Origin of the sequence: Thermobifida alba (assembly GCF_023208015.1) — a bacterium.
Taxonomy (GTDB): Bacteria; Actinomycetota; Actinomycetes; order Streptosporangiales; family Streptosporangiaceae; genus Thermobifida; species Thermobifida alba.
On the sequence record NZ_CP051627.1, the window covers coordinates 2,353,524 to 2,376,115 of the forward strand.

Below are 22,592 nucleotides of genomic sequence, written 5' to 3' on the forward strand. Positions count from 1 at the left end.
AAAAGGGGGACGCGACCGGAAAAAGCTTTTCCCTCGAACCGTTTCACCGGACGCAGGAAAAACTTTTTCCGACACGTTCGGGGCGGACGGGACGACGGCCGTCCGCCCCGGCCCCGTCGAGCGGGACGGTCAGGCCCCGGCCTCCTCCGGGACGGCGTCGACGCCCGCCTCCCGGCGCTGCTCCGCCGTGATCGGGGTGGGCGCGCCCGCAGCGGACCCCGGACTGCTTCATCGCAGCGGTTCTGCTTTCTCACCGACCGCAGGACGGAAAGCCTCCCGCAGCCCGGCATCGGCCTCCACAGGCATCGCCCGAGCCCCGTGGAGCACGGCTTCCCAGCCGCGGGATGTTCTCGACCGTGTCGAGGGGCAGCAGCGGCGGATGCACCACGACACCCCTGACCGGCAGGGGATCGGGGCACTATCCGCAGCTCGCACATTCTTCTCGCCTTGGCGAAGGCACGAACCGGAAGTCGCTCTGGAATCCGGTGAAAGCCAGGACACCGTCTGTCACAGGGCTTCCTGCCCCCGTGGCCAACTTGATGACTTCGTTGGCTCCCAAGACCCCGGCGACACCGGTCGCAACTCCCACAACCGGCACACTTCCGCCATGCCCCGCAGGCAGGTCCGGGAAGACACATTCGAAACAGGCAGTCCTACCCGGCAGGACAGTCAGCACATAACCGTAGTTGTACTGGGCGCTGGCATGCACCATCGGCACTTTGGTCTTCACGCAGTACCTGTTGACGAGCAGCCGCCCAGCCAGGGAGTCTCCCCCCTCGACAACAACGTCGAATCCGGCCAGCAACGCGTCGATGTTGCCTTCGTCCACCCGCTGCGGCAGTGCTTCAATCGCGACTTCCTCGTTCAGCAGACCCAACCTGCGTTTGGCGCACTCAGCCTTGTTGCGACCGATGTCTTCGGTGGTGAAGAGGATCTGCCGATTGAGATTGGACAGCTCGACCCGGTCGAAGTCGATGATCCGGATCCGTCCGACACCCGCAGCGACCAGATAGTAGAGGAGTGAGGATTTGACTCCCCCGGCTCCGATGGACACCACACTGGTGGCTCGAAGCCTCCGCTGTCCTTGAGAGCCGATCTGCGGCATGAGTTCCTGACGGTTGTACCGACTGTCGACGAATCGCATTCCGGCTCCAGAGAGGTGTCGCAGCAGAACCGACAGTCAGATCAGCCGTCACAGGGAAGCGCGGCAAGCAGCACCACTTCTCCGGTTTCCGGAATCCGTTGGGTGTGCTCCAGGACCCTGGAACCGACAAGCAGCCGCGTGGACCGGCGTGGCGTTCCGTCCCGGTGCTGCAGGGCTTCCTGAATCCTCCGGTCGAGTCTGCTGACGTAGTCGATCACGTCAGTGCCCGTCGTCGTGCGTCCTGTCGGCACGAGGACGGAGTCATCGGCCAGGACCGCTTCGGGGTAACCCCGCAGTCGAACTTTCAACGTCCTGCTCATGCGCCCTCCTTGGCTCAGACTAGTCCAGCCTAGGAAAGAGCGCCGTGCTTTGCAGTAGCCCCGAGGACAGGAAAACAAAACCCGAAACCGCTGGGCGAGGAAATCCTAGGGATATCCAGACCCAGCGGTTTCACCTGTTCAAAGGGTTGGGGTCAGGCCCCGGCCTCCTCCGGGACGGCGTCGACGCCCGCCTCCCGGCGCTGCTCCGCCGTGATCGGGGTGGGCGCGCCCGTCAGCGGGTCGCCTCCCGAAGCGGTCTTGGGGAAGGCGATGACCTCGCGGATGGTGTGCTGTCCCGCCAGCAGCATGACCAGGCGGTCCCACCCCACGGCCAAGCCGCCGTGCGGCGGAGGGCCGAACTTGAAGGCCTCCAGCAGGAAGCCGAACTTCGCCTCGGCCTCTGCCTTGCTGATGCCCAGCGTCTCGAAGACGCGCTGCTGCATCTCGGCGCGGTGGATACGGATGGAACCCGAAAGCAGCTCGTAGCCGTTCACCACCAGGTCGAAAGCCCTGGACTTGGCTGTTGCCGGGTCGTCCTGGAAGGTTTCGGCGACCTCCTCCGCCGGAGCGGTGAACGGGTGGTGCACCGCCGCCCACCCTCCTTCGTCGTTCTTCTCGAACAACGGCATGTCGGTGATCCAGAGCAGCTCCCACGCAGACTGGTCGATCAGGTCGCACCGCCTGCCGATCTCCAGACGAGCCGCGCCCAGCAGCTCCTGGGAGGCCCTCCGCTCTCCGGCGGCGAAGAAGATCGCGTCCCCGGGCTCGGCACCGACGCGCTCGGCCAGTCCGGCACGCTCCTGCTCGGTCAGGTTCTTGGCGACTGGGCCGCCCAGGGTCCCGTCCTGCTGCACCAGCACGTAGGCGAGTCCCTTCGCGCCACGCGACCGTGCCCACTCCTGCCAGGCGTCCAGTTCCCGGCGGCTCTGGGACGCACCGCCCGGCATCACCACCGCCCCCACGTAGGGGGCCTGGAAAACCCGGAAGGGGGTGTGCGCGAAGAACTCGGTGAGCTCGGTCAGTTCCTGCCCGAAACGCAGGTCGGGCTTGTCGGAGCCGAAACGGTCCATCGCCTCGGCGAACGGCATGCGCCGGAACGGTCGAGGCAGTTCGATGCCGCGTATGTCCCGCAGCAGTCGGGTGAACAGCGTCTCGCCGATCGCGAAGAGGTCCTCCTCGTCGACGAAGCTCATCTCGATGTCGATCTGGGTGAACTCCGGCTGCCGGTCCGCGCGGAAGTCCTCGTCCCGGAAGCAGCGCGTCAGCTGGTAGTACCGCTCCATGCCGCCCACCATGAGCAGCTGCTTGAACAGCTGCGGGGACTGCGGCAGGGCGTACCAGTGCCCCGGTTGCAGACGCACCGGCACCAGGAAGTCCCGGGCCCCCTCGGGGGTGGAACGGGTCAGGTACGGCGTCTCGACGTACACGAAACCGTTCTCGTTCATGACCTGGTGGGCGATGTAGGTCGCCCGGGAGCGGACGCGCAGCGCCTCGGCCGTCTCCGGGCGGCGCATGTCCAGGTAGCGGTAGCGCAGCCGGGCCTCCTCGGAGACCTCCTGGGTCCCGTCGAGCGGGAACGGCAGCGGCGCCGCCTCGCTCAGGACCTCGATGCGGGAGGCGACGACCTCGATCGCGCCGGTGGGGATGTCGGGGTTCTCGTTGCCCTCGGGCCGGACCCGGACCGTACCGGTCACCTTGACGCAGTACTCCGAACGGAGGTCGTGGGCGAGTTCGTCCTCGCGGACCACGACCTGGACGACACCTGAGGCGTCACGCAGGTCGAGGAAGACCACTCCGCCGTGGTCGCGGCGGCGGGCCACCCAGCCCGCCAGGACCACGGTCTCGTCGACGTGTTCGGCGCGTAGCGTGCCCGCCTCGTGTGTGCGGATCAACGGGGTTCTCCTTCAGCGGTCTCGGAATGTCGCAGTGGTTGCCTGATGCGTGCGGTCGACCGGCTTCGCGGCCGCGAAGCCGGTGCCGGTATCTCGTCTCCGCGGCGGCTGTGCTCCCGACACCGCATGCGAGGCGATGCTGCTGGTCATGGTCTGTTCTTCCGGTCCTTGCGCTGCGCGGGGCGGATGTGGTGCCTACAGTCCGCGCAGGAAGGGGTTGGTGGCGCGTTCGCGGCCGACGGTGGTGCGCGGGCCGTGTCCGGGAAGGACCACGGTGTCGTCCGCGCGGCTCAGGCAGACGCGGGAGAGGCTGCGCAGGATCTCCGCGTGGTCGCCGCCGGGGAAGTCGGTGCGGCCGATGGACCCGGCGAACAGCAGGTCGCCGGTGAGCAGCACCTCGGGGGTGTCCCCGGTCGCGGGCAGCGCATAGACGACCGACCCGGGCGTGTGCCCGGGGGCGTGCGCCACGGTGATCTCCAGGCCCGCCAGGCGCAGGACCTGTCCGTCGGCGACCTCCACCACCCGTTCCGGTTCGCGCAACTGCTCGTTGCCGAACAGCGCCGCCAGCTGCGCGGCCAGTCCCGGGTCCACGCCCCGGGCCGGATCGCTCAGCAGCGGGCGGTCCGCCGCGTGCGCGTACGCCGCGACGTCGTGGGTCCGGCACACCTGGGCGGCCGACCACACGTGGTCGAAGTGGCCGTGGGTGAGCAGGACCGCGGCCGGGGTCAGCGCGTACTCGTCCAGCAGTTTGGCCACTCCCTCGGCGGCCTGCTGGCCCGGATCGACGATGACGCACTCCGCTTCCGCGGCCGGGGCGACCACGTAGCAGTTCGCCGCGAGCGGTCCGGCGGGGAAGTCTGCGATGAGCACGGTCTGCGCTGACCTCGTTTCCAGAGCGGGGACGCTGTCGGTTACCTCATGAGCGTACCGACGCGGTGACGGTTGTGGCGACTTGGTACGGCCGGTCGGCGCGGAGCGGGACGGAACCGGCGGGCCGGGCATACCCAGGACTGGTCACTCTGCTGCCCCAATTCATCACCATTCGGTCACCACGCTGCCCGTGACTCTTTGCCAAACGCCGTGACGGTGTCATATTGGTCCCTGCCCGGACCACGTGTGGCCGAACGGCCGGCCCGGGCGGCGACATCACAGGTCGATCCGGCGGATACGGGTAGATTCGTTCCCATACACGTGCCAACGCGCCGTCGCTCCGGCGGGAGATCACGTCTCGGCCGCAGTGCTGGTGGCACGCTGCCACGACCATACGGACCTGACGAGCATCAGGCTCATCACATCAGGAGGACACGGTGACCACGGACCCCTGGGGCCGCGTAGACGACGACGGCACGGTCTATGTGCGCACGAGCGAGGGCGAACGTGTCGTCGGGTCATGGCAGGCGGGGGCGCCCGAGGAGGCCCTCGCCTTCTTCAAGCGCAAGTACGAATCGCTGCTGACCGAAGTGGAACTGCTGGAGAAGCGTCTGGCCACCACCGACCTGTCCGCCGCGCAGGCGCTGGCGAGCGTGCAGAAGCTGCGTGACGCCGTGACCGAGGCGAAGGCCGTCGGCGACCTGGACTCCCTGGCCCGGCGCCTGGACGTGCTCACCGAACGGGTCGAGCAGCGCCGGATCGAGCAGAAGCAGGCCCAGGAGGAGGCCCGCGCCCAAGCCCGCGAGATCAAGGAACGCATCGTCGCCGAGGCCGAGCGGGTGGCCGAGGAGACGACGCACTGGAAGACCGGCGGTGAGCGCATGCGCCAGCTCATCGACGAGTGGAAGGCCGCGCCGCGCGCCGACCGCGCCACCGAGCAGGCGCTGTGGAAGCGCATGTCCGCCGCGCGCAACGCCTTCTCCAAGCGGCGCAAGGCGTACTTCGCCGGCCTGGACGAGCAGCGTGAGCAGGTGCGCGAGGTCAAGGAGCGGATCGTCGCGGAGGCCGAGGCGATCGCCGACTCCACCGACTGGGGCCCCACCGCGGGCCGCTACCGCGAGCTGATGCAGCAGTGGAAGTCCGCGGGCCGCGCCGACCGCGCCACCGAGGACGCGCTGTGGGAACGCTTCAAGAGCGCCCAGGACCGCTTCTTCACGGCCCGCAACGCGGTGTTCGCCGAACGCGACGCGGAGCTGCGCGGCAACGCCGAGATCAAGGAGAAGCTGCTGGAGGAGGCCCGGGAGGCGCTGCTTCCGGTGACCGACCCGCGCGAAGCCCGCGTGAGGCTGCGCGACTTCCAGGAGCGCTGGGAGGAGGCCGGTCCGGCACCGCGTGACGTCCGGGACCGCCTGGAGGGGGCCTTCCGCAGGATCGAGGAGGCGGTGCGCAGGGCCGAGGAGCAGGAGTGGCAGCGCACCAATCCCGAGGCGCGTGCCCGCGCCGAGGCGACCATCGCGCAGCTGCGCGACTCCATCGAGACGCTGGAGAAGCAGCTGGCCGACGCCCGGGAGGCCGGCGACGAGCGCAGGGCGAGCCAGGCGCAGGAGTCGCTGGACGCCCGGCGGGCGTGGCTGGCCGAAGCCGAGCGGGCGCTGGCGGAGATGAGCTAGGAGCCGCTCGCGACGATCCGTGGTGGACCGCGTCCGCGGAGGCGGGACGCGGTCCACCGCGTCGCCGCCGCGCAGTCACGTGGCCTGCTGCTCCTGGCGTCGGCGGCGGCTGACCTCCTCGGGGGGCTCGTCGTTCATCACCACGGTCAGCAGGATCGCGGAGTCGGCCAGCGCGGCCACCGCGTGCCGGGCCTCCGGGACGATGATCATGTCCCCGGAGCGCGCCTCCCAGGCGTCGTCCCCGGCGGTGAGACGCACCCTGCCGCGCAGCACCTGGAGGGTGCTCTGCCCGGGATTGGGGTGCTCGGACAACTCCGCTCCCTCCCGCATCGCGATCACGGTCTGGCGCAGGGAGCGCTCGTGCCCCCCGTAGACGGTGCTGGCGCTGCGTCCCGCCGAGGAGTCGAGGGCGAGTCGGAGCTGGTGGTCGGCGAGCGCGTCCAGTGAGAGTTTCTGCATACCGTCAGTCTGCGCGATGGCCTCGCCGGACAGAATGTGACACTCCGTTCAGTTCCGGACCCGGTACACGTCGTAGACGCCGTCCACTCCGCGGACCGCCCGGAGGACGTGCCCCAGGTGGGCGGGATCGGCCATCTCGAAGGTGAACCGGCTCAGCGCGACCCGGTCGCGGCTGGTCTGCACGGTCGCCGACAGGATGTTGACGTGCTGGTCGGACAGCACCCGGGTGATGTCCGACAGCAGGCGGGTGCGGTCCAGCGCCTCGATCTGCAGGGCCACCAGGAACATGGAGTTGCCGGTGGGCTGCCACTCCACCGGGACCATGCGGTCGGGGTCGAGGTGGTCGACGTTGACGCAGTCGCTGCGGTGCACCGAGACACCGGCGCCGCGGGTGACGAAGCCGACGATGGCGTCCCCGGGGACCGGGGTACAGCACCTGGACAGCCGGACCCACACGTCCGGGTCGCCCTGGACCACCACTCCGGGGTTGCTCGTGATCCGTTTGCGGGGCACCCGGATGGGCGTGGTGGCCTCGGCGATGTCCTCCGCGTTGTCCAGCGCCCCCAGGGACTCGACGAGCTTGTCGACGACCCGCTGGGCGCTGATCTGGTTCTCGCCGACGGCCGCGTACAGCGCGTCCAGGTCGCGGTAGCGCAGGTCGTGGGCGAGCGCGATCAGCGACTCGCCGGTGAACAGCCGCTGGACCGGCAGCTCCTGCTTGCGCATGACCTTGGCGATGGCGTCCTTGCCCTGCTCGATCGCGGCCTCGCGGCGCTCCTTGGTGAACCACTGCCGGATCTTGTTGCGGGCGCGGGCGCTCTTGACGAACTCCAGCCAGTCCCGGCTGGGGCCGGCGTCGTCGGTCTTGGCGGTGATGACCTCGACGGTCTCGCCGTTGTGCAGTTCGCTGTCGAGGGAGACCAGGCGGCCGTTGACCCGGGCGCCCACCGTGCGGTGGCCGACCTCGGTGTGCACCGCGTAGGCGAAGTCGACGGGCGTGGCGCCCTGCGGCAGGGAGATGACGTCGCCGCGGGGGGTGAAGACGAAGACCTCCTGCACCGACAGGTCGAAGCGGAGCGACTCCAGGAACTCGCCCGGGTCCTTGGTCTCCTGCTGCCAGTCGATGAGCTGGCGCAGCCAGGCCATGTCGGTGGAGGCGCTCTTGGCCTTGCTCCCGCCGGCGTTGCGGTCCTCCTTGTACTTCCAGTGCGCGGCGATGCCGTACTCGGCGCGCCGGTGCATGGCGCGGGTGCGGATCTGCAGCTCCACCGGGCTGCCCTCGGGGCCGATCACGGTGGTGTGCAGGGACTGGTACATGTTGAACTTCGGCATCGCGATGTAGTCCTTGAACCGTCCCGGCACCGGATTCCAGCGCGCGTGGATGGTCCCCAGCGCCGCGTAGCAGTCGCGGACGCTGTCGACGATGACGCGGATGCCGACGAGGTCGTAGATCTCGTCGAACCCGACGTTGCGGGCGATCATCTTCTGGTAGATCGAGTAGTAGTGCTTGGGGCGGCCGCGCACCGTGGCCTTGATCTTGGCCTCTCTCAGGTCGGCGGAGACGGCCTCGATGACGTCCTGGAGGTAGACGTCGCGGCGCGGGGCGCGTTCGGAGACCAGGCGGGCGATCTCGTCGAAGCGTTTGGGGTACAGGGTGGCGAACCCGAGGTCCTCCAGTTCCCACTTGATGGTGTTCATGCCCAGGCGGTGGGCCAGGGGGGCGTAGATCTCCAGGGTCTCCCGTGCTTTCTTCTCGCGTTTGGCCTGCGGCAGGTAGCGCAGGGTACGCATGTTGTGCAGGCGGTCGCAGAGCTTGATGACGAGGACCCGGATGTCGCGGGACATCGCCACGACCATCTTGCGCACGGTCTCGGCCTGCGTGGCCTCACCGTACTTGACCTTGTCGAGTTTGGTGACGCCGTCGACGAGTTCGGCGATCTCGTCGCCGAAGTCGGCGCGCAGCTGGTCGAGGGTGTAACTGGTGTCCTCGACGGTGTCGTGCAGCAGCCCCGCGGCGATGGTGGCCTCCTGCATGCCGAGTTCGGCGAGGATGGTGGCCACCGCGAGGGGATGGGTGATGTAGGGGTCGCCGCTCTTGCGTCTCTGCTCCCTGTGGTGGTGGGCGGCGACCTCGTAGGCGCGTTCGATGAGCCGGATGTCCGCCTTGGGGTGAGTGGCGCGGACGGTCTTGACGAGTGGTTCGAGGACCGGGTTCATGGTCGTTCCCCGTTGAGCGCCGAGTCGGGCGAGCCTGCGTCGGACCCGTACCGTGGACGACGGTCCGGGATGGGGTGCGGGTGCGGGACGCGGGGCGTCGCCGTGGGCCTCGGATGCGCCGGGGGCGGCAGGGGCGGGGCGCTCCTGCGGGGCGGAAGCGCCCTTTCGGCCTTCGTCTCCGTGCCTCCGGTCCTGTGGGAACGCCCCCGCAGGCGTCTGGGCCGCGGGGGCGGAAGGCTCGGGGCGCACCGGTTCGGTGTGGGTCGATACCGTTTCACTACGCATTGGGCACCCTCCCGCGGCTGAGCCGGCGAGGCCGCCACCACGCCGGACGGTTCGTACAGGCCGAGACGATGGGACGTGGCTGTCGCCATTCGACGCACCGGTTCGATGAGCGTGCGGGCGCCTGGGCGCCCGTATGTCCTTCCAACGCGATGCCGCGGTACCGTCATTCCCAGTCTAGGCCCCCGCACCAGGTGGTGGGCGGTGCCCTGCCGGGATCAGACCGTAGCCAGTACCCGCAGGTCGACGTCGGCCAGTCTCTCGCGTCCCTTGAGGAATCCGAGTTCCAGGAGGACCGAGAATTCCACGACGGTACCACCTGCCCGTCGGATCAGGTCCACCGCGGCCCGTCCAGTGCCTCCGGTGGCGAGCACGTCGTCGACGACGAGCACTCGGCTTCCCGGGGTGACCGCGTCGGCGTGCATCTCGACGGTGGCGGTACCGTACTCCAGATCATAGGACTCGGCGAGAGTCTGCGCGGGAAGTTTCCCCGCTTTGCGCAGGGGGACGAACCCCGCCCCCAGCCGCACCGCCGCGGGCGCGCCGAAGATGAAACCGCGTGCTTCGAGTCCGGCGACCAGGTCGATCCCCCTGCCCTGCAGCGGTTCGACGAGGGCGTCGACGACCGTGGCCAGGCCGGCGGGATGGGCGAGCAGCGGGGTGATGTCCTTGAAGACCACACCGGGCTGCGGATAGTCGGGAACGTCACGGACGTACCGGTCGATCAGCGTCTTCACGTCAGCGGTCATGGGTGGACGGCTTTCTCGGTCTGGTGGGGGTGGGCGGTACCGGTCGCCGGGTGCGGTCCGGTACCGGGGACTGCGGTGCGGGGCGGCCGCTCAGGCGCCGTCCCGGCCGCCGCCGAAGTCGGGGCGGTCCTCCGGCGGGGTGGTGTCGTCGGGCTCCTGGGGGGAGATGATCTCCCCCACTCCGCCCTTGACCATGCGGATGCGGGTCCCCGGGGAGATCTCCAGTTCGACGTCGTCGTCGTGGACCTCGACGACGGTGGCGTAGATGCCCGCCTTCGTCAGCACCTCGGTCCCCGGGGTCAGCGAGTTCTGCATCTGCATCTCCTGCTGCCGGCGCTTCTGCTGCGGGCGGAAGAACAGCAGGTAGAAGACGACGATGATGAGGGCGAACATCAGCAGTTGGCTGACCAGGCCCGCGCTCTGGTTCTGCGGCTGCTGTTCTGCGAGAGTGATCAGGCCCTGCACGGGGCGTCCTTTCTGGGTCTTCGTGGCCGCGCCGACCGGTGGACGCGGCTGCGGCCGGAGGCACGCTCGCCGTCAACGAACGGTTCGGCCCGGAGGTTCCCCTCCGAGCGGGGCGCGTGCGGTCGCCTGTGCTGCCAGCCTACGGCTCCTCGTCGGTGTCGAACAGGGCGGCCGCCCCGAAAGCGGCGTCGGGCGGCGGGGTGAGCCCCATGTGCGTCCAGGCCTGGGGGGTGGCGACCCGGCCGCGCGGGGTGCGGGCGACGAAGCCCGAGCGGACGAGGAAGGGCTCGGCGACGACCTCCACGGTCTCGGGCTCCTCCCCCACCGACACCGCGAGGGTGGACAGGCCCACGGGGCCGCCCCGGAAGCGGCGCAGCAGCGCGTCCAGCACGGCGCGGTCGAGGCGGTCCAGCCCCTCGTCGTCGACCTCGTAGAGGTTGAGCGCGGCGCGGGCGCTGTCCAGGGTCAGCCGTCCGTCGCCGCGGACCTCGGCGTAGTCGCGGACCCGGCGCAGCAGCCGGTTGGCGATGCGGGGGGTGCCGCGGGAGCGGCGGGCGATCTCGGCCGCGGCGTCGTCGGCCAGGTGGACTCCCAGCAGGCGGGCGGAGCGGCGCAGGATGACCTCCAGCTCCTCGGGCCGGTAGAAGTCCATGTGCGCGACGAACCCGAACCGGTCGCGCAGCGGGGCGGGCAGCATCCCGGCCCGGGTGGTGGCGCCGACGAGGGTGAACGGGGCGATGTCCAGGGGGATCGCGGTGGCTCCCGGTCCCTTGCCGACGACGACGTCGACCCGGAAGTCCTCCATGGCGACGTAGAGCATCTCCTCGGCAGGGCGGGCCATGCGGTGGATCTCGTCGAGGAACAGCACCTCGCCCTCGCGCAGGGTGGACAGGACCGCGGCGAGGTCCCCGGACCGTTCGATGGCGGGGCCGGAGGTGATGCGCAGCGGGGCGCCCAGCTCGGCCGCGATGATCATGGCCAGGGTGGTCTTGCCGAGTCCGGGGCCGCCCGACATCAGGATGTGGTCGGGCGCCCTGCCGCGCTGCTGGGCGCTGCGCAGCACCAGGGAGAGCTGTTCGCGGACGCGGTCCTGGCCGACGAACTCGTCGAGGGTGCGGGGGCGCAGGGCGCCTTCGATGGCGTGCTCGTCCAGGTCGGCCTCTGGCGACACCAGGTCCCGTTCGTGTTCGCTCATCGGCGTGCCCTCCTCTAGGCCCGGCTGAGTCTGCGCAGGGCGCTGCGCAGCAGCGCGGCGACGTCGGTCTGCTCGCCCGCCTCCGCGGCGACGGCGTCGGCGGCGGCCTCGGCCTCACGGGTCGACCAGCCCAGGTTGACCAGGCCGGAGACCACCTGCGGGCGCCACGGCAGGGAGGCGACCGGGGACGGCCGTCCGGCGGCGGCCGACTCGTCGCCGCCGACGGGCTCGCCGAGTTTGCCCTTCAGTTCCAGGACGATGCGCTGGGCGCCCTTCTTCCCGATACCCGGTACCCGGGTGAGCGCCGCGGTATCCTCCGCGGCGACGGCGCGGCGCAGCGCGTCGGGGGTGTGGACGGCGAGCATGGCCAGGGCGAGGCGCGGTCCGACCCCGCTGGCGGTCTGGAGGCGCTCGAAGGTGTCGCGTTCGTCGTCGTCGGCGAAACCGAACAGGGTGAGGGAGTCCTCCCGGACCACCAGTGCGGTGGCGACGGTGGCCTCCTCACCCACGTGCAACCGGGCCAGGGTGGCCGGGGTGCAGTGCACGGTCATGCCGACCCCGCCCACGTCGATGACCGCGGTCCCGGCTCCGCGGGACGCGACCCGGCCGCTGAGGAACGCGATCACGGTGCTGGTCTCCCTGCTGCTCTGCGGTGCTTCACCGACCGCCCGCCCGGCGGGCGGTCTCGATTCTGCGGGCGAACTCCTGGCGGGCCCGGGCGAGGTGGGCCTGGGCGTTGCCGCGCCACAGGTGGCAGATGGCCAGGGCCACCGCGTCGGCGGCGTCGGCGGGCCGGGGCGGGCCGTCCAGCCGCAGGATCCGCGCCACCATGACGCCCACCTGGGCTTTGTCGGCGCGCCCGCTTCCGGTGATGGCGGCCTTGACCTCGCTGGGCGTGTGCAGGGCGACGGGCAGGCCGCGGCGGGCGGCGCAGACCACGGCGACGGCGCCGGCCTGCGCGGTGCCCATGACGGTGCTGACGTTGTGCTGGGCGAAGACCCGTTCCACGGCGACCGCGTCGGGCCGGTAGTCGTCGAGCCACTGCTCGATGCCCTGTTCGATGCCGAGCAGCCGCGCGGGGAGTTCGTCCTCGGCGGGGGTGCGCACGGTTCCCGCGGCGACCATGGTGAGCGCGCGGCCGACGGCGCCGTCGACCACGCCCACGCCGCACCGGGTCAGTCCCGGGTCGATTCCCAGTACGCGCACGGTTCCCCCGTTTCTCGAACGCTCGTTCGCAGAGCCTACCCTCCGCGGCGTCCTCGGGCGTACCCGGGAACACGCGCGCCCCGGCGCGGGCCGGGGCGCGCGTGAGAGGCGGCGGATCAGGCGATCTTCGCCATGACGTCGTCGGGGATGTCCGCGTTGGTGTAGACGTTCTGCACGTCGTCGGAGTCCTCCAGGGCGTCGACGAGGCGCAGCACCTTCCTGGCCCCCTCCTCGTCGAGGGGGACCTCCATGCTCGGCAGGAAGCTCACCTCGGCGGACTCGTACTCGATCCCGGCGTCCTGCAGGGCGGTGCGCACCGCGACGAGGTCGCTGGCCTCGCAGACGACCTCGAACGCCTCGCCCAGGTCGTTGACGTCCTCGGCGCCGGCTTCGAGCACCGCGAGGGTGACGTCGTCCTCGGTGGTGCCCTCCTTGGGGACGATCACCACGCCCTTGCGGTTGAACAGGTAGGACACCGATCCCGCGTCGGCCATGGAGCCGCCGTTGCGGGTGACCGCCACGCGCACCTCGGAGGCGGCGCGGTTGCGGTTGTCGGTGAGGCACTCGACCAGCAGGGCGACACCGCCGGGGGCGTAGCCCTCGTACATGACGGTCTGCCAGTCGGCGCCGCCGGCCTCCTCGCCGGCGCCGCGCTTGCGGGCGCGCTCGATGTTGTCCAGCGGGACCGAGTTCTTCTTGGCCTTCTGGATGGCGTCGTAGAGCGTCGGGTTGCCGTCGGGGTCACCGCCGCCGGTGCGCGCCGCAACCTCGATGTTCTTGATCAGCTTTGCGAAGAGCTTGCCGCGCCTCGCGTCGATGACGGCCTTCTTGTGCTTGGTGGTGGCCCATTTGGAGTGGCCGGCCATGCCTATCCTTTCACCATGTCGACGAAGAGCCGGTGGACACGCGTGTCACCGGTGAGTTCGGGGTGGAACGAGGTCGCCAGCAGCCTCCCCTGCCGCACCGCAACGATCCTATCGGCCTGGTCTCCTCGGGGGACGCGCCCGATCACCCGGGCGGCCGGGCCGACCGACTCGACCCAGGGGGCGCGGATGAAGACCGCCTCGACGGGTCCGCCGTCCACTCCGGTCACCTCGACCGGCGCCTCGAAGGAGGCGTTCTGGCGTCCGAAGGCGTTGCGCCGCACCGTCATGTCGATTCCGCCGATGGTCTGCTGACCGGGGACTCCGCCCTCGATGCGGTCGGCCAGCATGATCATGCCCGCGCAGGTGCCGAAGGCGGGCAGTCCCGAGGCGATGCGTTCACGCAGCGGTTCGAGCAGGTCGAAGGCGACGGCCAGGCGCCACATGGTGGTGGACTCCCCGCCGGGGACGACCAGGCCGTCGACCGAGTCGAGTTCGTCGGGGCGGCGGATGCCGCGGGCGCGGGCGCCCGCGTGTTCCAGGGCGCGGACGTGTTCGCGGACACCGCCCTGGAGCGCGAGCACTCCGATGACGGGTGGGGCGGATGACAAGGGGCGACCTCGCTTGGCTGCTCGTGCTGCTCGGTCCGCCGACGTGCAGTTCGGCGGCGCGGGCCGGGCCCGAGACGCCGTCCCGCGTTCTCCAGGGTAGGCGGTGCGGCGGGACGGGAGGGACCGTGCGGAGGTCGCCGGCGTCGGATTCGGCGGCGCCGCTGTCCGTGCCGGGGAGTTCCCGGGGCACCGGGAGCGGTGCCCCGGACAGGCGGGGCGCCCGGTGCCGGCACCGGGCGCCCCGCCTGCGGGAACGGGCCTACCAGCCGCGTCCCGCGTAGCGCTGGGAGGCGTCGAGTTCGTCGAGGTTGATGCCGACCATGGCCTCGCCCAGGCCGCGGGAGACCCGGGCGATGACGGCGGGGTCGTCGTAGGCGGTGGTGGCCTCGACGATGGCCTTGGCGCGCTTGGCCGGGTCGCCGGACTTGAAGATGCCCGAGCCGACGAAGACGCTCTCGGCGCCCAGCTGGCGCATGAGCGCGGCGTCGGCGGGGGTGGCGACGCCTCCGGCGGAGAACAGCGGGACGGGCAGCCTGCCCTCGCGCGCGACCTCCCGGACGATCTCGTAGGGGGCGCGCAGCTCCTTGGCGGCGGCGAACAGCTCGGCGTCGTCGAGCTGGGTGAGCCGCCGCATCTCGGCGCGGATCTGCCGCATGTGGCGGACGGCCTCGACGACGTTGCCGGTGCCGGCCTCGCCCTTGGAGCGGATCATGGCCGCGCCCTCGGCGATGCGGCGCAGCGCCTCGCCCAGGTTGGTGGCGCCGCACACGAACGGCACGGTGAAGTCCCACTTGTTGATGTGGTTGGCCTCGTCGGCGGGGGTGAGCACCTCGGACTCGTCGATGAAGTCCACGTCCAGCGCCTGGAGGACCTGCGCCTCGACGAAGTGGCCGATGCGGACCTTGGCCATGACGGGGATCTCCACGGCGTTCTGGATGCCCTCGATCATGTCCGGGTCGGACATGCGGGCCACGCCGCCGTCGCGGCGGATGTCGGCGGGGACCCGCTCCAGGGCCATGACCGCGACCGCGCCGGCGTCCTCGGCGATCCTGGCCTGCTCCGGCGTGACCACGTCCATGATCACACCGCCCTTGAGCTGCTCGGCCAATCCGCGCTTGACGCGGACGGTGCCGACCGTGCTTTCGGTTGTGTTCTCGGCGGTGTTGGTCACGGCTTCGGACTCCAGGTTCTCGGTGGACACGGCTATCGCCTCGATGCGAGGAGGATCTTATTGGGTGGGATGGGCGCGGTGTACGGCGGCCTCCCCTCTCCACCCCTTCATGGTAGATCCGGTTTTGTCCGCTTTTACGGACATTCCGGAGTCAGGGGAGGCGGTTGTACGCCACAGTGGCGACCCGTTGGCACAACACCGCGCCGTCACCGCTCATTCCCGCCTCCCCCGGGCAGGTCGGGCCAGTGCTGGTCGAGCGGTGCGGGCGGCTCGTCGTCCATCTCGAAGTAGGCGGGCAGCCGCGCGTGTCCGGCCAGGTGCAGCGCGCCCACCAGGCGGGAGGAGCGGGCGGTGTGGATGGCGGTGACGGTGTCGTTGTGGAAGCGGCGGGCGATGTGGACGTGCCGGGCGGCGGCGTACGTCTCGGCGAGCAGGTCGCCGCCGTCCGCCACGGCGCCGGTCTCGGCGAGGACCGCGCGCAGGACCCGGGAGAGGTTGCTCTCCGCCACCTCGCGGTCGGCGCGCTCCCCGGCGCGCCGGGCCCGGGCCGCGGCGTCGGAGAGCAGCACGCTGGCGGCCGGCCCCAGCACCCCGGAGGCGGCCACTTCGCCCACCACCGCGCCGCGGCGGGCCAGCGCCGCGTCGAGCGCGGCCTGCGCGGTCTCCAACCGGGTGTGCAGGCGGTCCAGCCGACTGGCCCGCCAGGACAGGTAGAAGGAGACCGACAGCAGTACCAGCAGGGTGCAGACGACGGCGAGCGCCTCGGTCACCGGTCGCTCCCCGTCCCCACCAGTCCGCCGGCCCCGACGGGCAGCACCGTCTCGTACACGCGCACCACGTCGGCGGCGACCGCGGGCCAGTCGTAGGCGCGGACCGCCCGGAGCGCCGCCCGGGACAGTTCCGCCCGCCGCGCCGGATCGTCCAGCAGCGCGGCGGCCCGTCCGGCGAGCGAGCGGGCCCGGCCGACAGCGAAGAGCTCCCCGGCCGCGCCGCCGCGCAGCACGTGCCGGAACGCGGGGATGTCGCTGGCCAGGACGGTCGCGCCCGCGGACATGGCCTCGGTCAGGACGATCCCGAAGCTCTCACCGCCCAGGTTGGGGGCGCAGAAGACGTCGACGGAGCGGTAGACGCGTGCCTTGTCGGTGTCGCTGACCCGTCCCAGGACGGTCACCCGGTCCCGCAGGTCCGGGTCGACGCGGGCGCGCACCTCCGCGGCGTCGCCGGGACCGGCGAGCAGCAGCCGCAGGCCCCGGCGGCGGCGTCCCAGGTCGTTGAAGGCCTCCAGGAGCACGGCCAGGCCCTTGCGGGGCTCGTCCATGCGGCCGAGGAAGCCGATCGCCCCGCCCTCTCCGGGCCATCCGGGCAGCGGCTCGGCGTCGGCGTAGCGGCGCGTCCACACCCCGTTGGGGATGAGCACGGCGTCTCCGCCGAGGTGCTCGACCAGGGTCTTGCGGGCGGCCTCGGAGACGGCGATGCTGCCGTTGACCTTCTCCAGCGCGGTCTGCAGCATGCCGGCGGAGGCGGCCATGGCCCGGGAGCGGGGGTTGCTGGTGTGGAAGGTCGCCACGATGGGGCCGTCCGCCACCCAGCAGGCCAGCAGGGACAGGCTGGGCGCGGCGGGTTCGTGCACGTGCAGCACGTCGAAGGCGCCGTCGCGGACCCAGCGGCGGACGCGGTTGGCGGTGCGCAGCCCGAAGGCGAGGCGGGCCACCGAGCCGTTGTAGGGCACCGGGACGGCGCGGCCCGCGGAGACGATGTGGGCGGGCAGTTCGGTGTCGGCGTCGCAGGGGGTCAGCACCGACACCTCGTGGCCCAGTTCCATGAGCGCCTCGGCGAGGTCGCCGACGTGCTGCTGGACCCCGCCGGGGACGTCCCAGGAGTAGGGGCAGACCAGACCGACCCTCATCGGCTCGCCCCTCCTGCCGGTCCGGCGAGGTCGGCGGTGAACACGGGTTGCATCATGTGCCAGTCCTCGGGGTGTGCGGCGATCTCCTGTTCGAAGACGCACGCCAGCTCCTGGGTCATCGCGCGGATGCGGGCGGCGCGGTCTCCCTGGGAGGGCGGTGCGATCTCCTCGTGTACCCGAATGCCCCAGTGCGGTCCGTCGAACCACAGCGACACGGGCATCAGCGCCGCGCCCGTGGCCAGCGCCAGTGCGGCGGGGCCCGCGGGCATCCGTGCGCGCTCTCCGAAGAGGGTGACCTCGACCCCCTGGGCGGTGAGGTCGCGGTCGGCCAGCAGGCACACCAGGCCGCCCGCGCGGAGCCGGCGGGCGAGGGTGCCGACCGTGTGGCCGGCGCCCCCGCTGAGGGGGAGGACCTCCATGCCCAGCTGCTCGCGGACCGCGGTGAAGCGCCGGAACAGGCTTTCGGGGCGCAGCCGTTCGGCGACCGTGGTCAGCGGGGTGCCGCGCAGGGCGATCCAGGCGCCCGCGTGGTCCCAGTTGCCCATGTGCGGCAGGGCGGCGACGACGCCGCGGCCCGCCTCCAGGTGGGCCTCAAGGGCCTCGATCCCGCTGCTGCGGGTGCGGTCGAGGAGTTCGTCGCGGTCCATCGAGGGCAGCCGGAACAGCTCGTACCAGTAGCGCAGGTAGGAGCGCATGCTGGCCCTGGACAGGGCGCGCAGTTCGGCCGGGGTGGCGTCGGGGCCCAACAGGCGGCGCAGGTTCGCCTCCAGTTGGCGGACCCCGCCCAGGCGCCGCCGCCACGCGTGGTCGGCGATCCTGGTGAAGGCCCACTGCCCGGTCCGTTCGGGCAGGTGCCGGACGAGGGTCCAGCCCAGTGAGTAGGCCGCGGCGACGGCGCGGTCCGTGGTGCCTGGACGCATGGTCAGGGAGTCTCGGTCTCTGCTTTCTCGGTGGTCCTGTTCTCGGGGCCGGTCAGCCGGATGCGGGTCTCCACCAGGCGCTGCACGATGGTGACGGCGCTGAGGAAGGACAGCAGCCACAGTCCGGCGGCCAGGACGTAGGGGACCCCCAGCCCGTGCAGGCCGGTGGCGGTCAGGACGAGGATGAGGCGTTCGGTCCGCTCGGCGATGCCGACGTCGCAGTTGGCGCCCAGGGACTCGGCGCGCGCCTTGATGTAGGACACCCCGAAGCCGCTGATCATGCAGAACAGCGCCAGCCAGGCGAGGACCTCGTCGCGTCCGCCGCCCATAAGCCATACCAGCAGGCCCGCGAAGACGGCCGCGTCGGAGAGCCGGTCCAGGGTGGAGTCGAGGAACGCCCCCCAGGGGCTGGTCTCCCCGGAGGCGCGGGCGACCGCGCCGTCGAGCATGTCGAACAGCGCGAAGAAGGCGATGACGACGGTGCCGATGTAGAGCTCCCCCAGGGGGTAGAACACCAGCGAGCTGATGACGACGCCGGCGGTCCCCACGAGCGTGACCGTGTTCGGGGTGACGCCGATGCGCACGAGGCCGCGGCCGATGGGGGTGAGCAGTCGGGCGGTGGCGGGACGCAGGATTCTCAGCATGGTCTCTTCATCGTCGTGGGGTTCGGCTCGGTCTCGGAACTGCAGCGCCTGGCCGCGGGGCTCACGTCCCGGTCGTCCAGCCTGCCGGGGCTCCCGGGAGCCTGCCGCGGTTGCGGGCGATCCAGCGGTAGACGGCCCCGGCGGCGTCGCGCAGGAGCGGGCGGCGCAGCAGTGAGCCGAGCGGCCACCAGTACGGGTGGGCGCTGTTGAGCAGGAGCACCGCGGCGGCGTCCACCCCGCCCCAGACGCGGCGCCCGTCGGGGTGCAGCAGCAGCACCTCCTCGCGGGCGCGGCGGCGCAGCGGCCCGTCGAGCCCGAGGTCCTGCCAGGCCGCGGTGCGCACTCCGCTGCCGTCGATGACGCGGCGTTCGGCCACGCGCACCCAGGAGACGCAGAAGCCGCAGTCCCCGTCGTAGGCGAGCACCGGGGCGGTCATGGCCTCGGCCAGTGGGCGACGAGCTGTTCCCGGGTCTGGTCGAGCAGCTGGGGCAGCACCTTGGTCTGTCCCACCACCGGCATGAAGTTGGTGTCGCCGCCCCACCGGGGGACGACGTGCTGGTGCAGGTGGGCGGCGATGCCCGCGCCCGCGGCGACGCCCAGGTTCATGCCGACGTTGAAGCCGTGGGCGCCGTAGGCGGAGCGCAGTGCGGTGATGCCGGCCTGGGTCAGCGCGGCGATCTCGGCGGTCTCGTCCTCGTCGAGCTCGGTGTAGTCGGCGACGTGCCGGTAGGGGCAGACCATGAGGTGTCCGCTGTTGTAGGGGTAGAGGTTGAGCAGCGCGAAGGCGGTCTTGCCGCGGGCCAGTACGAGTCCCTCCGCGTCCGGCAGTTCCGGGGCCCGGCAGAACGGGCAGCCGTCGCCCGGTCCCGTCCCGCTGGGTTTGTTCTCCCCCTTGATGTAGGCCATGCGGTGCGGGGTCCACAACCGCTGGAGTCCGTCGGGACCGCGCGTCTGCCGGCCCTCGCCGTCGTCCGGGGTTTCCCGCTGCATACTCACCGACCCGCCTTTCTCGTCCTTGCAACGCAAGCATAGAACCGGGCCGCCCCCGAGTGGTCGGGGCGGCCCGGCACGGCCGGTCTCGGGAGTCAGGCGACTCCGGGGGCCTCGTCCTCGGCGTAGCGGCTGTGCAGCCGGACCGGTGCGGCGGCCGCCTCGCGCTTCTTCCTGCGGCGCCGGGAGGCCAGGAGGTTGAGGGCCTCGACGAAGACCGAGAAGCCCATGGCGGCGTAGATGAAGCCCTTCTCGATGTGGAAGGAGAAGCCCTCGGCGACCAGGCTCATGCCGATGAGCAGCAGGAACGCCAGGGCGAGCATTTTGACGCTGGGATGCCTGTTGACGAACTCCGCCAGCGGGTTGGCCAGGAAGAGCATGACGACGACGGCGATGACGACGGCGGCGACCATCACCCAGATACCGAGGCCGGCGGGGTTGATCATGCCCACCGCGGTGATGACGGAGTCGAGCGAGAAGACGATGTCGAGGACGACGATCTGGGCCACCACGGCGCCGAACACGGCGCCTCCCTTGGCGCTCTTGTGGCCGGTTTCCCCTTCGAGGCTCTCGTGGATCTCGTAGGTGCCCTTGGCCAGCAGGAAGAATCCGCCGCCGAGCAGGATGATCGACTGGCCGGAGAATTCGAGGGAGCCGATCGCGAAGAGCGGGGTGGTGAGCTGGACGATCCAGCTGATGGAGCCCAGCAGCATCAGGCGGGTGATCAGTGCCAGGGCGATCCCCGTCTTCCGGGCCTTGCTGCGCTGGTGTTCGGGGAGCTTGTTGGACAGGATCGAGATGAAGACGAGGTTGTCGATCCCGAGCACGATCTCCAACAGCGTCAGCGTCAGAAATCCGACGATGAGATCAGCGGTCATGGATTCGCGCGACTCCGGGAGTGAGGACGGGTACGGGGCACGGTCAGAAAACGGAAGGACTCTAGGGGAGAGAAAATAAGCTTCGTATAAAACTGACGGTCAGGAATCGTGCTCCACCCCCAGCAGGGCGCGCAGGTGACGCGGCGGCGGGGTGCCGTGCGCGAGCAGCGCGTCGTGCCGGCTCCGCCGGTCGGTGTGCGGACGCCGCGCCGCCAGGTCCCGGAGAATGTCGCTGACCTCCCGGTATCCGACATAGTAGGTGGCCAGTTGGGCGCTGGTGAGCTGGACGCGCCGCCACTTGCCCGCGGCCTCGCCCTCCTCCTGGTGGCCGCGTCCGGTGAGCAAGGCCACAACGCCGGCCTCGTCGATGTCCCCGACGTGGAACCGCACGTCCACGATCGCGTTGAGCACGGTGCGCAGCCGCATCTTCAGCTGGGCGAGGCGCAGGGCCAGGTCGTCGGCTCCGCCGTCGCCGGTCCAGCCCGCGCGGGCCACCGCCTCCTCGGCGTAGACGGCCCACCCCTCGATCAGGGAGCCGCTGCGCAGCACGGAGCGCACCCGGGTGGGGCCGCGGTGCGCGGCGGCGTGTGCGAGCTGCAGCGCGTGCCCGGGCACGGCCTCGTGCGCCATCAGGTTGCGCAGCGCGAAGGCGTGGTACTCGCGGTGGAAGGACGCGCGCAGCCCGCTCGGCCAGTCGTCGGGCGGCGGGGCCACGGCGACCAGGGTGGGCTCGTCGGAGGGAGGCGCGAGCGGTCCGGGCGGATCGCAGTAGGCGACGGCCACACCGCGGCGGACCTCGGGCATGGCGACGACGCGCACCTCCCGGTCGGGGACGGTGACCAGGCCGAGGTCGGCGGTGCGGGCCACCAGGTGGTCGAGAGCGCGTGCGCACAGCGGCCGCACCTCCTCGGGCGGGCACGCCGCCTCGGCGGCGAGCCGGTCCAGCGCCGCGCGGACCTGGCCCGCGCGGCGCGGCCGGCCCTCGTAGGCGGCGGCGACCTCGGCGATCTCCTCCTCGGTGGCGATCAGGTCGCTCTCGGCACGGGTGAGCAGGGTCTGCGGGTCCAGTTCGGAGTCGAGGGTGTACCACAGCTGCGCGGCGTAGTCCCGCTCCCCCAGGCGCGGGTCGGCGGTGGCCCCGTCGAGGCGGGACTCCAGCCAGGCGGCGTGCTCGGTGAACGCGCGGTGCGCGGTGTCGCGCAGGTCGGCCAGTCCCGAGCGGTGCCCCCCGTGGGCGGCGAGCAGCCGGTCGACGTCCGCGCCCAGCATCGCGGCGGCGCTTCGGGCACGGCCGATGGCGGTCTCGACGTGCACGCGGGGCATGCCGGGGCCGTCCGCCAGCAGGGCGCGCGACTGGCGCAGCGCGTCCGGCAGGGCCGAGCAGTAGGCGGTGAGCGCACCGAGGCGTTCGGCGGGGGCGAGGGGGCCGCGGTGCAGGATCGCGTAGAGCGCGTCGCCGGGCAGCGTGTGCAGCGGGTCCCAGGTGTGCGGGCGCAGTTCGGTGGTGCGCCACAGGTCCGCACCGAGGCGGGTGCGCAGCATCTCCAGGTCGACGCGGTCGGCGACGGGCAGCAGCGTGTCGTCGATGTCGTCGAGGGCGCGCAACCCGTCGGCGAGGACGTCGGCGCGGTCCTGCCAGGCCCCGGGCGACCGGTCGGCGAGCTGTCCGGCGCGGCGGGTGTCGCCGAGGTGCAGGGCCCACTCGGGGTGGTCGGCGAGCAGCCGGTCGAGGATCTTCTCGGCGGTGGCGCGGAACCGGTCGGTCATGGCGTTGACGCCGGGGTCGGGACGCTGGGGTTCGGCTGGCGGAGTCATCGTCTCCATCCTGCCAGCGCCCCACCCCCGGGACCGGACATCGCGCGGAGTGTCAGTCCTCGGTGGGGAACGCGGCGGTGCCGAGGGTCGATGCGAAGGGCTCGGGGAGGGTGATCGTCTCCCCGGCGGACCGGCGGGCCCCCGGAGGCCGCGCACCCGGTCGCCCTTGTGGGAGGCGGGCGGGCCGCCGTGGACGCCGTTCCACGACCACCAGGAGCGGTCGGCCCTCAGCGGGGGTCGGGGGCCACCGTCGTCACGGGGGCTCCCCGGGCACGCGGAACACGTGAGTCGGAATTCCAACCAACCGGACGGCAGGAGCCTGACA

Annotated in this window: 23 protein-coding genes; 1 reads left to right on the forward strand and 22 read right to left on the reverse strand. The window is 71.4% G+C overall.

The window, feature by feature from the left end:
- Positions 1-418 precede the first annotated feature (418 nt).
- From FOF52_RS10395 to FOF52_RS10410, 4 genes are all read right to left on the reverse strand, one after another.
- Complete coding sequence (locus FOF52_RS10395) at positions 419-1,144, reverse strand: HesA/MoeB/ThiF family protein (protein ID WP_248593614.1); 726 nt, start codon at positions 1,142-1,144, stop codon at positions 419-421.
- Positions 1,145-1,185: 41 nt separating this feature from the next.
- Entirely contained in the window at positions 1,186-1,464 is a 279-nt protein-coding gene (locus FOF52_RS10400; protein WP_248593615.1) for a hypothetical protein, read from the reverse strand.
- 152 nt (positions 1,465-1,616) lie between these two features.
- Entirely contained in the window at positions 1,617-3,356 is a 1,740-nt protein-coding gene (gene aspS / locus FOF52_RS10405; protein WP_248593616.1) for an aspartate--tRNA ligase, read from the reverse strand.
- Between the two features lie 195 nt (positions 3,357-3,551).
- Positions 3,552-4,226, reverse strand: a complete 675-nt coding sequence (locus FOF52_RS10410; protein WP_248593617.1) for an MBL fold metallo-hydrolase — start codon at positions 4,224-4,226, stop codon at positions 3,552-3,554.
- Positions 4,227-4,663: 437 nt separating this feature from the next.
- On the opposite strand from FOF52_RS10410, the gene FOF52_RS10415 reads away from it, so the two are divergent.
- Entirely contained in the window at positions 4,664-5,896 is a 1,233-nt protein-coding gene (locus FOF52_RS10415) for a DUF349 domain-containing protein (RefSeq protein WP_248593618.1), read from the forward strand.
- A gap of 75 nt (positions 5,897-5,971) precedes the next feature.
- On the opposite strand, the gene FOF52_RS10420 is transcribed toward FOF52_RS10415, so the two are convergent.
- The 18 genes from FOF52_RS10420 to FOF52_RS10505 form a co-directional block, all read right to left on the reverse strand.
- Positions 5,972-6,355, reverse strand: a complete 384-nt coding sequence (locus FOF52_RS10420; protein ID WP_248593619.1) for a cupin domain-containing protein — start codon at positions 6,353-6,355, stop codon at positions 5,972-5,974.
- 48 nt (positions 6,356-6,403) lie between these two features.
- Positions 6,404-8,572 (reverse strand): RelA/SpoT family protein, encoded by a 2,169-nt coding sequence (locus FOF52_RS10425; RefSeq protein ID WP_282574025.1) that lies wholly within the window; start codon positions 8,570-8,572, stop codon positions 6,404-6,406.
- 500 nt (positions 8,573-9,072) lie between these two features.
- Positions 9,073-9,603, reverse strand: a complete 531-nt coding sequence (locus FOF52_RS10430) for an adenine phosphoribosyltransferase (protein ID WP_248593621.1) — start codon at positions 9,601-9,603, stop codon at positions 9,073-9,075.
- A 90-nt stretch (positions 9,604-9,693) separates the two neighbouring features.
- Positions 9,694-10,068 (reverse strand): preprotein translocase subunit YajC, encoded by a 375-nt coding sequence (gene yajC / locus FOF52_RS10435; protein WP_282574027.1) that lies wholly within the window; start codon positions 10,066-10,068, stop codon positions 9,694-9,696.
- A 139-nt stretch (positions 10,069-10,207) separates the two neighbouring features.
- Positions 10,208-11,263, reverse strand: a complete 1,056-nt coding sequence (gene ruvB / locus FOF52_RS10440) for a Holliday junction branch migration DNA helicase RuvB (RefSeq protein ID WP_248593622.1) — start codon at positions 11,261-11,263, stop codon at positions 10,208-10,210.
- A gap of 14 nt (positions 11,264-11,277) precedes the next feature.
- Positions 11,278-11,889 carry a Holliday junction branch migration protein RuvA gene (gene ruvA / locus FOF52_RS10445; RefSeq protein ID WP_248593623.1) on the reverse strand — a complete coding sequence of 204 codons (612 nt, stop codon included), beginning with the start codon at positions 11,887-11,889 and terminating at the stop codon, positions 11,278-11,280.
- A gap of 31 nt (positions 11,890-11,920) precedes the next feature.
- Complete coding sequence (ruvC, locus tag FOF52_RS10450; protein WP_248593624.1) at positions 11,921-12,469, reverse strand: crossover junction endodeoxyribonuclease RuvC; 549 nt, start codon at positions 12,467-12,469, stop codon at positions 11,921-11,923.
- A gap of 116 nt (positions 12,470-12,585) precedes the next feature.
- Positions 12,586-13,335: a YebC/PmpR family DNA-binding transcriptional regulator gene (locus FOF52_RS10455; protein WP_248593625.1), complete on the reverse strand. Its 750-nt coding sequence runs from the start codon at positions 13,333-13,335 to the stop codon at positions 12,586-12,588.
- A gap of 2 nt (positions 13,336-13,337) precedes the next feature.
- Positions 13,338-13,943 carry a pyridoxal 5'-phosphate synthase glutaminase subunit PdxT gene (gene pdxT, locus FOF52_RS10460; protein WP_248593626.1) on the reverse strand — a complete coding sequence of 202 codons (606 nt, stop codon included), beginning with the start codon at positions 13,941-13,943 and terminating at the stop codon, positions 13,338-13,340.
- A gap of 259 nt (positions 13,944-14,202) precedes the next feature.
- Positions 14,203-15,114, reverse strand: a complete 912-nt coding sequence (gene pdxS / locus FOF52_RS10465; RefSeq protein ID WP_248593822.1) for a pyridoxal 5'-phosphate synthase lyase subunit PdxS — start codon at positions 15,112-15,114, stop codon at positions 14,203-14,205.
- Between the two features lie 206 nt (positions 15,115-15,320).
- The gene (locus FOF52_RS10470) at positions 15,321-15,884 is read right to left on the reverse strand and encodes a hypothetical protein (RefSeq protein ID WP_248593627.1); all 564 of its coding nucleotides are present in this window, start codon (positions 15,882-15,884) and stop codon (positions 15,321-15,323) included.
- On the reverse strand, positions 15,881-17,020 hold the full coding sequence (locus FOF52_RS10475) for a glycosyltransferase family 4 protein (RefSeq protein ID WP_248593628.1): 1,140 nt from the start codon (positions 17,018-17,020) through the stop codon (positions 15,881-15,883). Before FOF52_RS10475 ends, FOF52_RS10470 begins: the two co-directional genes overlap by 4 nt.
- On the reverse strand, positions 17,017-17,940 hold the full coding sequence (locus tag FOF52_RS10480) for a phosphatidylinositol mannoside acyltransferase (RefSeq protein ID WP_248593629.1): 924 nt from the start codon (positions 17,938-17,940) through the stop codon (positions 17,017-17,019). The genes FOF52_RS10475 and FOF52_RS10480 overlap by 4 nt, the downstream gene beginning before the upstream one ends.
- 2 nt (positions 17,941-17,942) lie before the next feature.
- On the reverse strand, positions 17,943-18,584 hold the full coding sequence (gene pgsA / locus FOF52_RS10485; protein WP_248593630.1) for a phosphatidylinositol phosphate synthase: 642 nt from the start codon (positions 18,582-18,584) through the stop codon (positions 17,943-17,945).
- A gap of 61 nt (positions 18,585-18,645) precedes the next feature.
- The gene (locus tag FOF52_RS10490) at positions 18,646-19,020 is read right to left on the reverse strand and encodes a thiol-disulfide oxidoreductase DCC family protein (protein WP_248593631.1); all 375 of its coding nucleotides are present in this window, start codon (positions 19,018-19,020) and stop codon (positions 18,646-18,648) included.
- Positions 19,017-19,574, reverse strand: a complete 558-nt coding sequence (locus FOF52_RS10495; RefSeq protein ID WP_248593823.1) for an HIT family protein — start codon at positions 19,572-19,574, stop codon at positions 19,017-19,019. The genes FOF52_RS10490 and FOF52_RS10495 overlap by 4 nt, the downstream gene beginning before the upstream one ends.
- 95 nt (positions 19,575-19,669) lie before the next feature.
- On the reverse strand, positions 19,670-20,452 hold the full coding sequence (locus FOF52_RS10500) for a TerC family protein (RefSeq protein WP_282574028.1): 783 nt from the start codon (positions 20,450-20,452) through the stop codon (positions 19,670-19,672).
- 99 nt (positions 20,453-20,551) lie between these two features.
- A complete protein-coding gene (locus FOF52_RS10505) occupies positions 20,552-22,219 on the reverse strand; it encodes a DUF885 domain-containing protein (RefSeq protein WP_248593824.1) in 1,668 nt (555 codons plus the stop codon).
- Between the last annotated feature and the right edge of the window lie 373 nt (positions 22,220-22,592).

Excerpts from the sequence above, each read along its gene's own strand:
- FOF52_RS10425 (WP_282574025.1), bottom strand. The coding sequence starts at position 8,572 with ATGAACCCGGTCCTCGAACCACTCGTCAAGACCGTCCGCGCCACTCAC.
- FOF52_RS10430 (WP_248593621.1), bottom strand. The coding sequence starts at position 9,603 with ATGACCGCTGACGTGAAGACGCTGATCGACCGGTACGTCCGTGACGTT.
- FOF52_RS10455 (WP_248593625.1), bottom strand. The coding sequence starts at position 13,335 with ATGGCCGGCCACTCCAAATGGGCCACCACCAAGCACAAGAAGGCCGTC.
- FOF52_RS10395 (WP_248593614.1), bottom strand. The coding sequence starts at position 1,144 with ATGCGATTCGTCGACAGTCGGTACAACCGTCAGGAACTCATGCCGCAG.
- FOF52_RS10400 (WP_248593615.1), bottom strand. The coding sequence starts at position 1,464 with ATGAGCAGGACGTTGAAAGTTCGACTGCGGGGTTACCCCGAAGCGGTC.
- FOF52_RS10490 (WP_248593631.1), bottom strand. The coding sequence starts at position 19,020 with ATGACCGCCCCGGTGCTCGCCTACGACGGGGACTGCGGCTTCTGCGTC.
- FOF52_RS10505 (WP_248593824.1), bottom strand. The coding sequence starts at position 22,219 with ATGACCGACCGGTTCCGCGCCACCGCCGAGAAGATCCTCGACCGGCTG.
- FOF52_RS10475 (WP_248593628.1), bottom strand. The coding sequence starts at position 17,020 with ATGAGGGTCGGTCTGGTCTGCCCCTACTCCTGGGACGTCCCCGGCGGG.
- FOF52_RS10495 (WP_248593823.1), bottom strand. The coding sequence starts at position 19,574 with ATGCAGCGGGAAACCCCGGACGACGGCGAGGGCCGGCAGACGCGCGGT.
- FOF52_RS10500 (WP_282574028.1), bottom strand. The coding sequence starts at position 20,452 with ATGACCGCTGATCTCATCGTCGGATTTCTGACGCTGACGCTGTTGGAG.
- ruvB (WP_248593622.1), bottom strand. The coding sequence starts at position 11,263 with ATGAGCGAACACGAACGGGACCTGGTGTCGCCAGAGGCCGACCTGGAC.
- FOF52_RS10420 (WP_248593619.1), bottom strand. The coding sequence starts at position 6,355 with ATGCAGAAACTCTCACTGGACGCGCTCGCCGACCACCAGCTCCGACTC.
- pgsA (WP_248593630.1), bottom strand. The coding sequence starts at position 18,584 with ATGCTGAGAATCCTGCGTCCCGCCACCGCCCGACTGCTCACCCCCATC.
- FOF52_RS10480 (WP_248593629.1), bottom strand. The coding sequence starts at position 17,940 with ATGCGTCCAGGCACCACGGACCGCGCCGTCGCCGCGGCCTACTCACTG.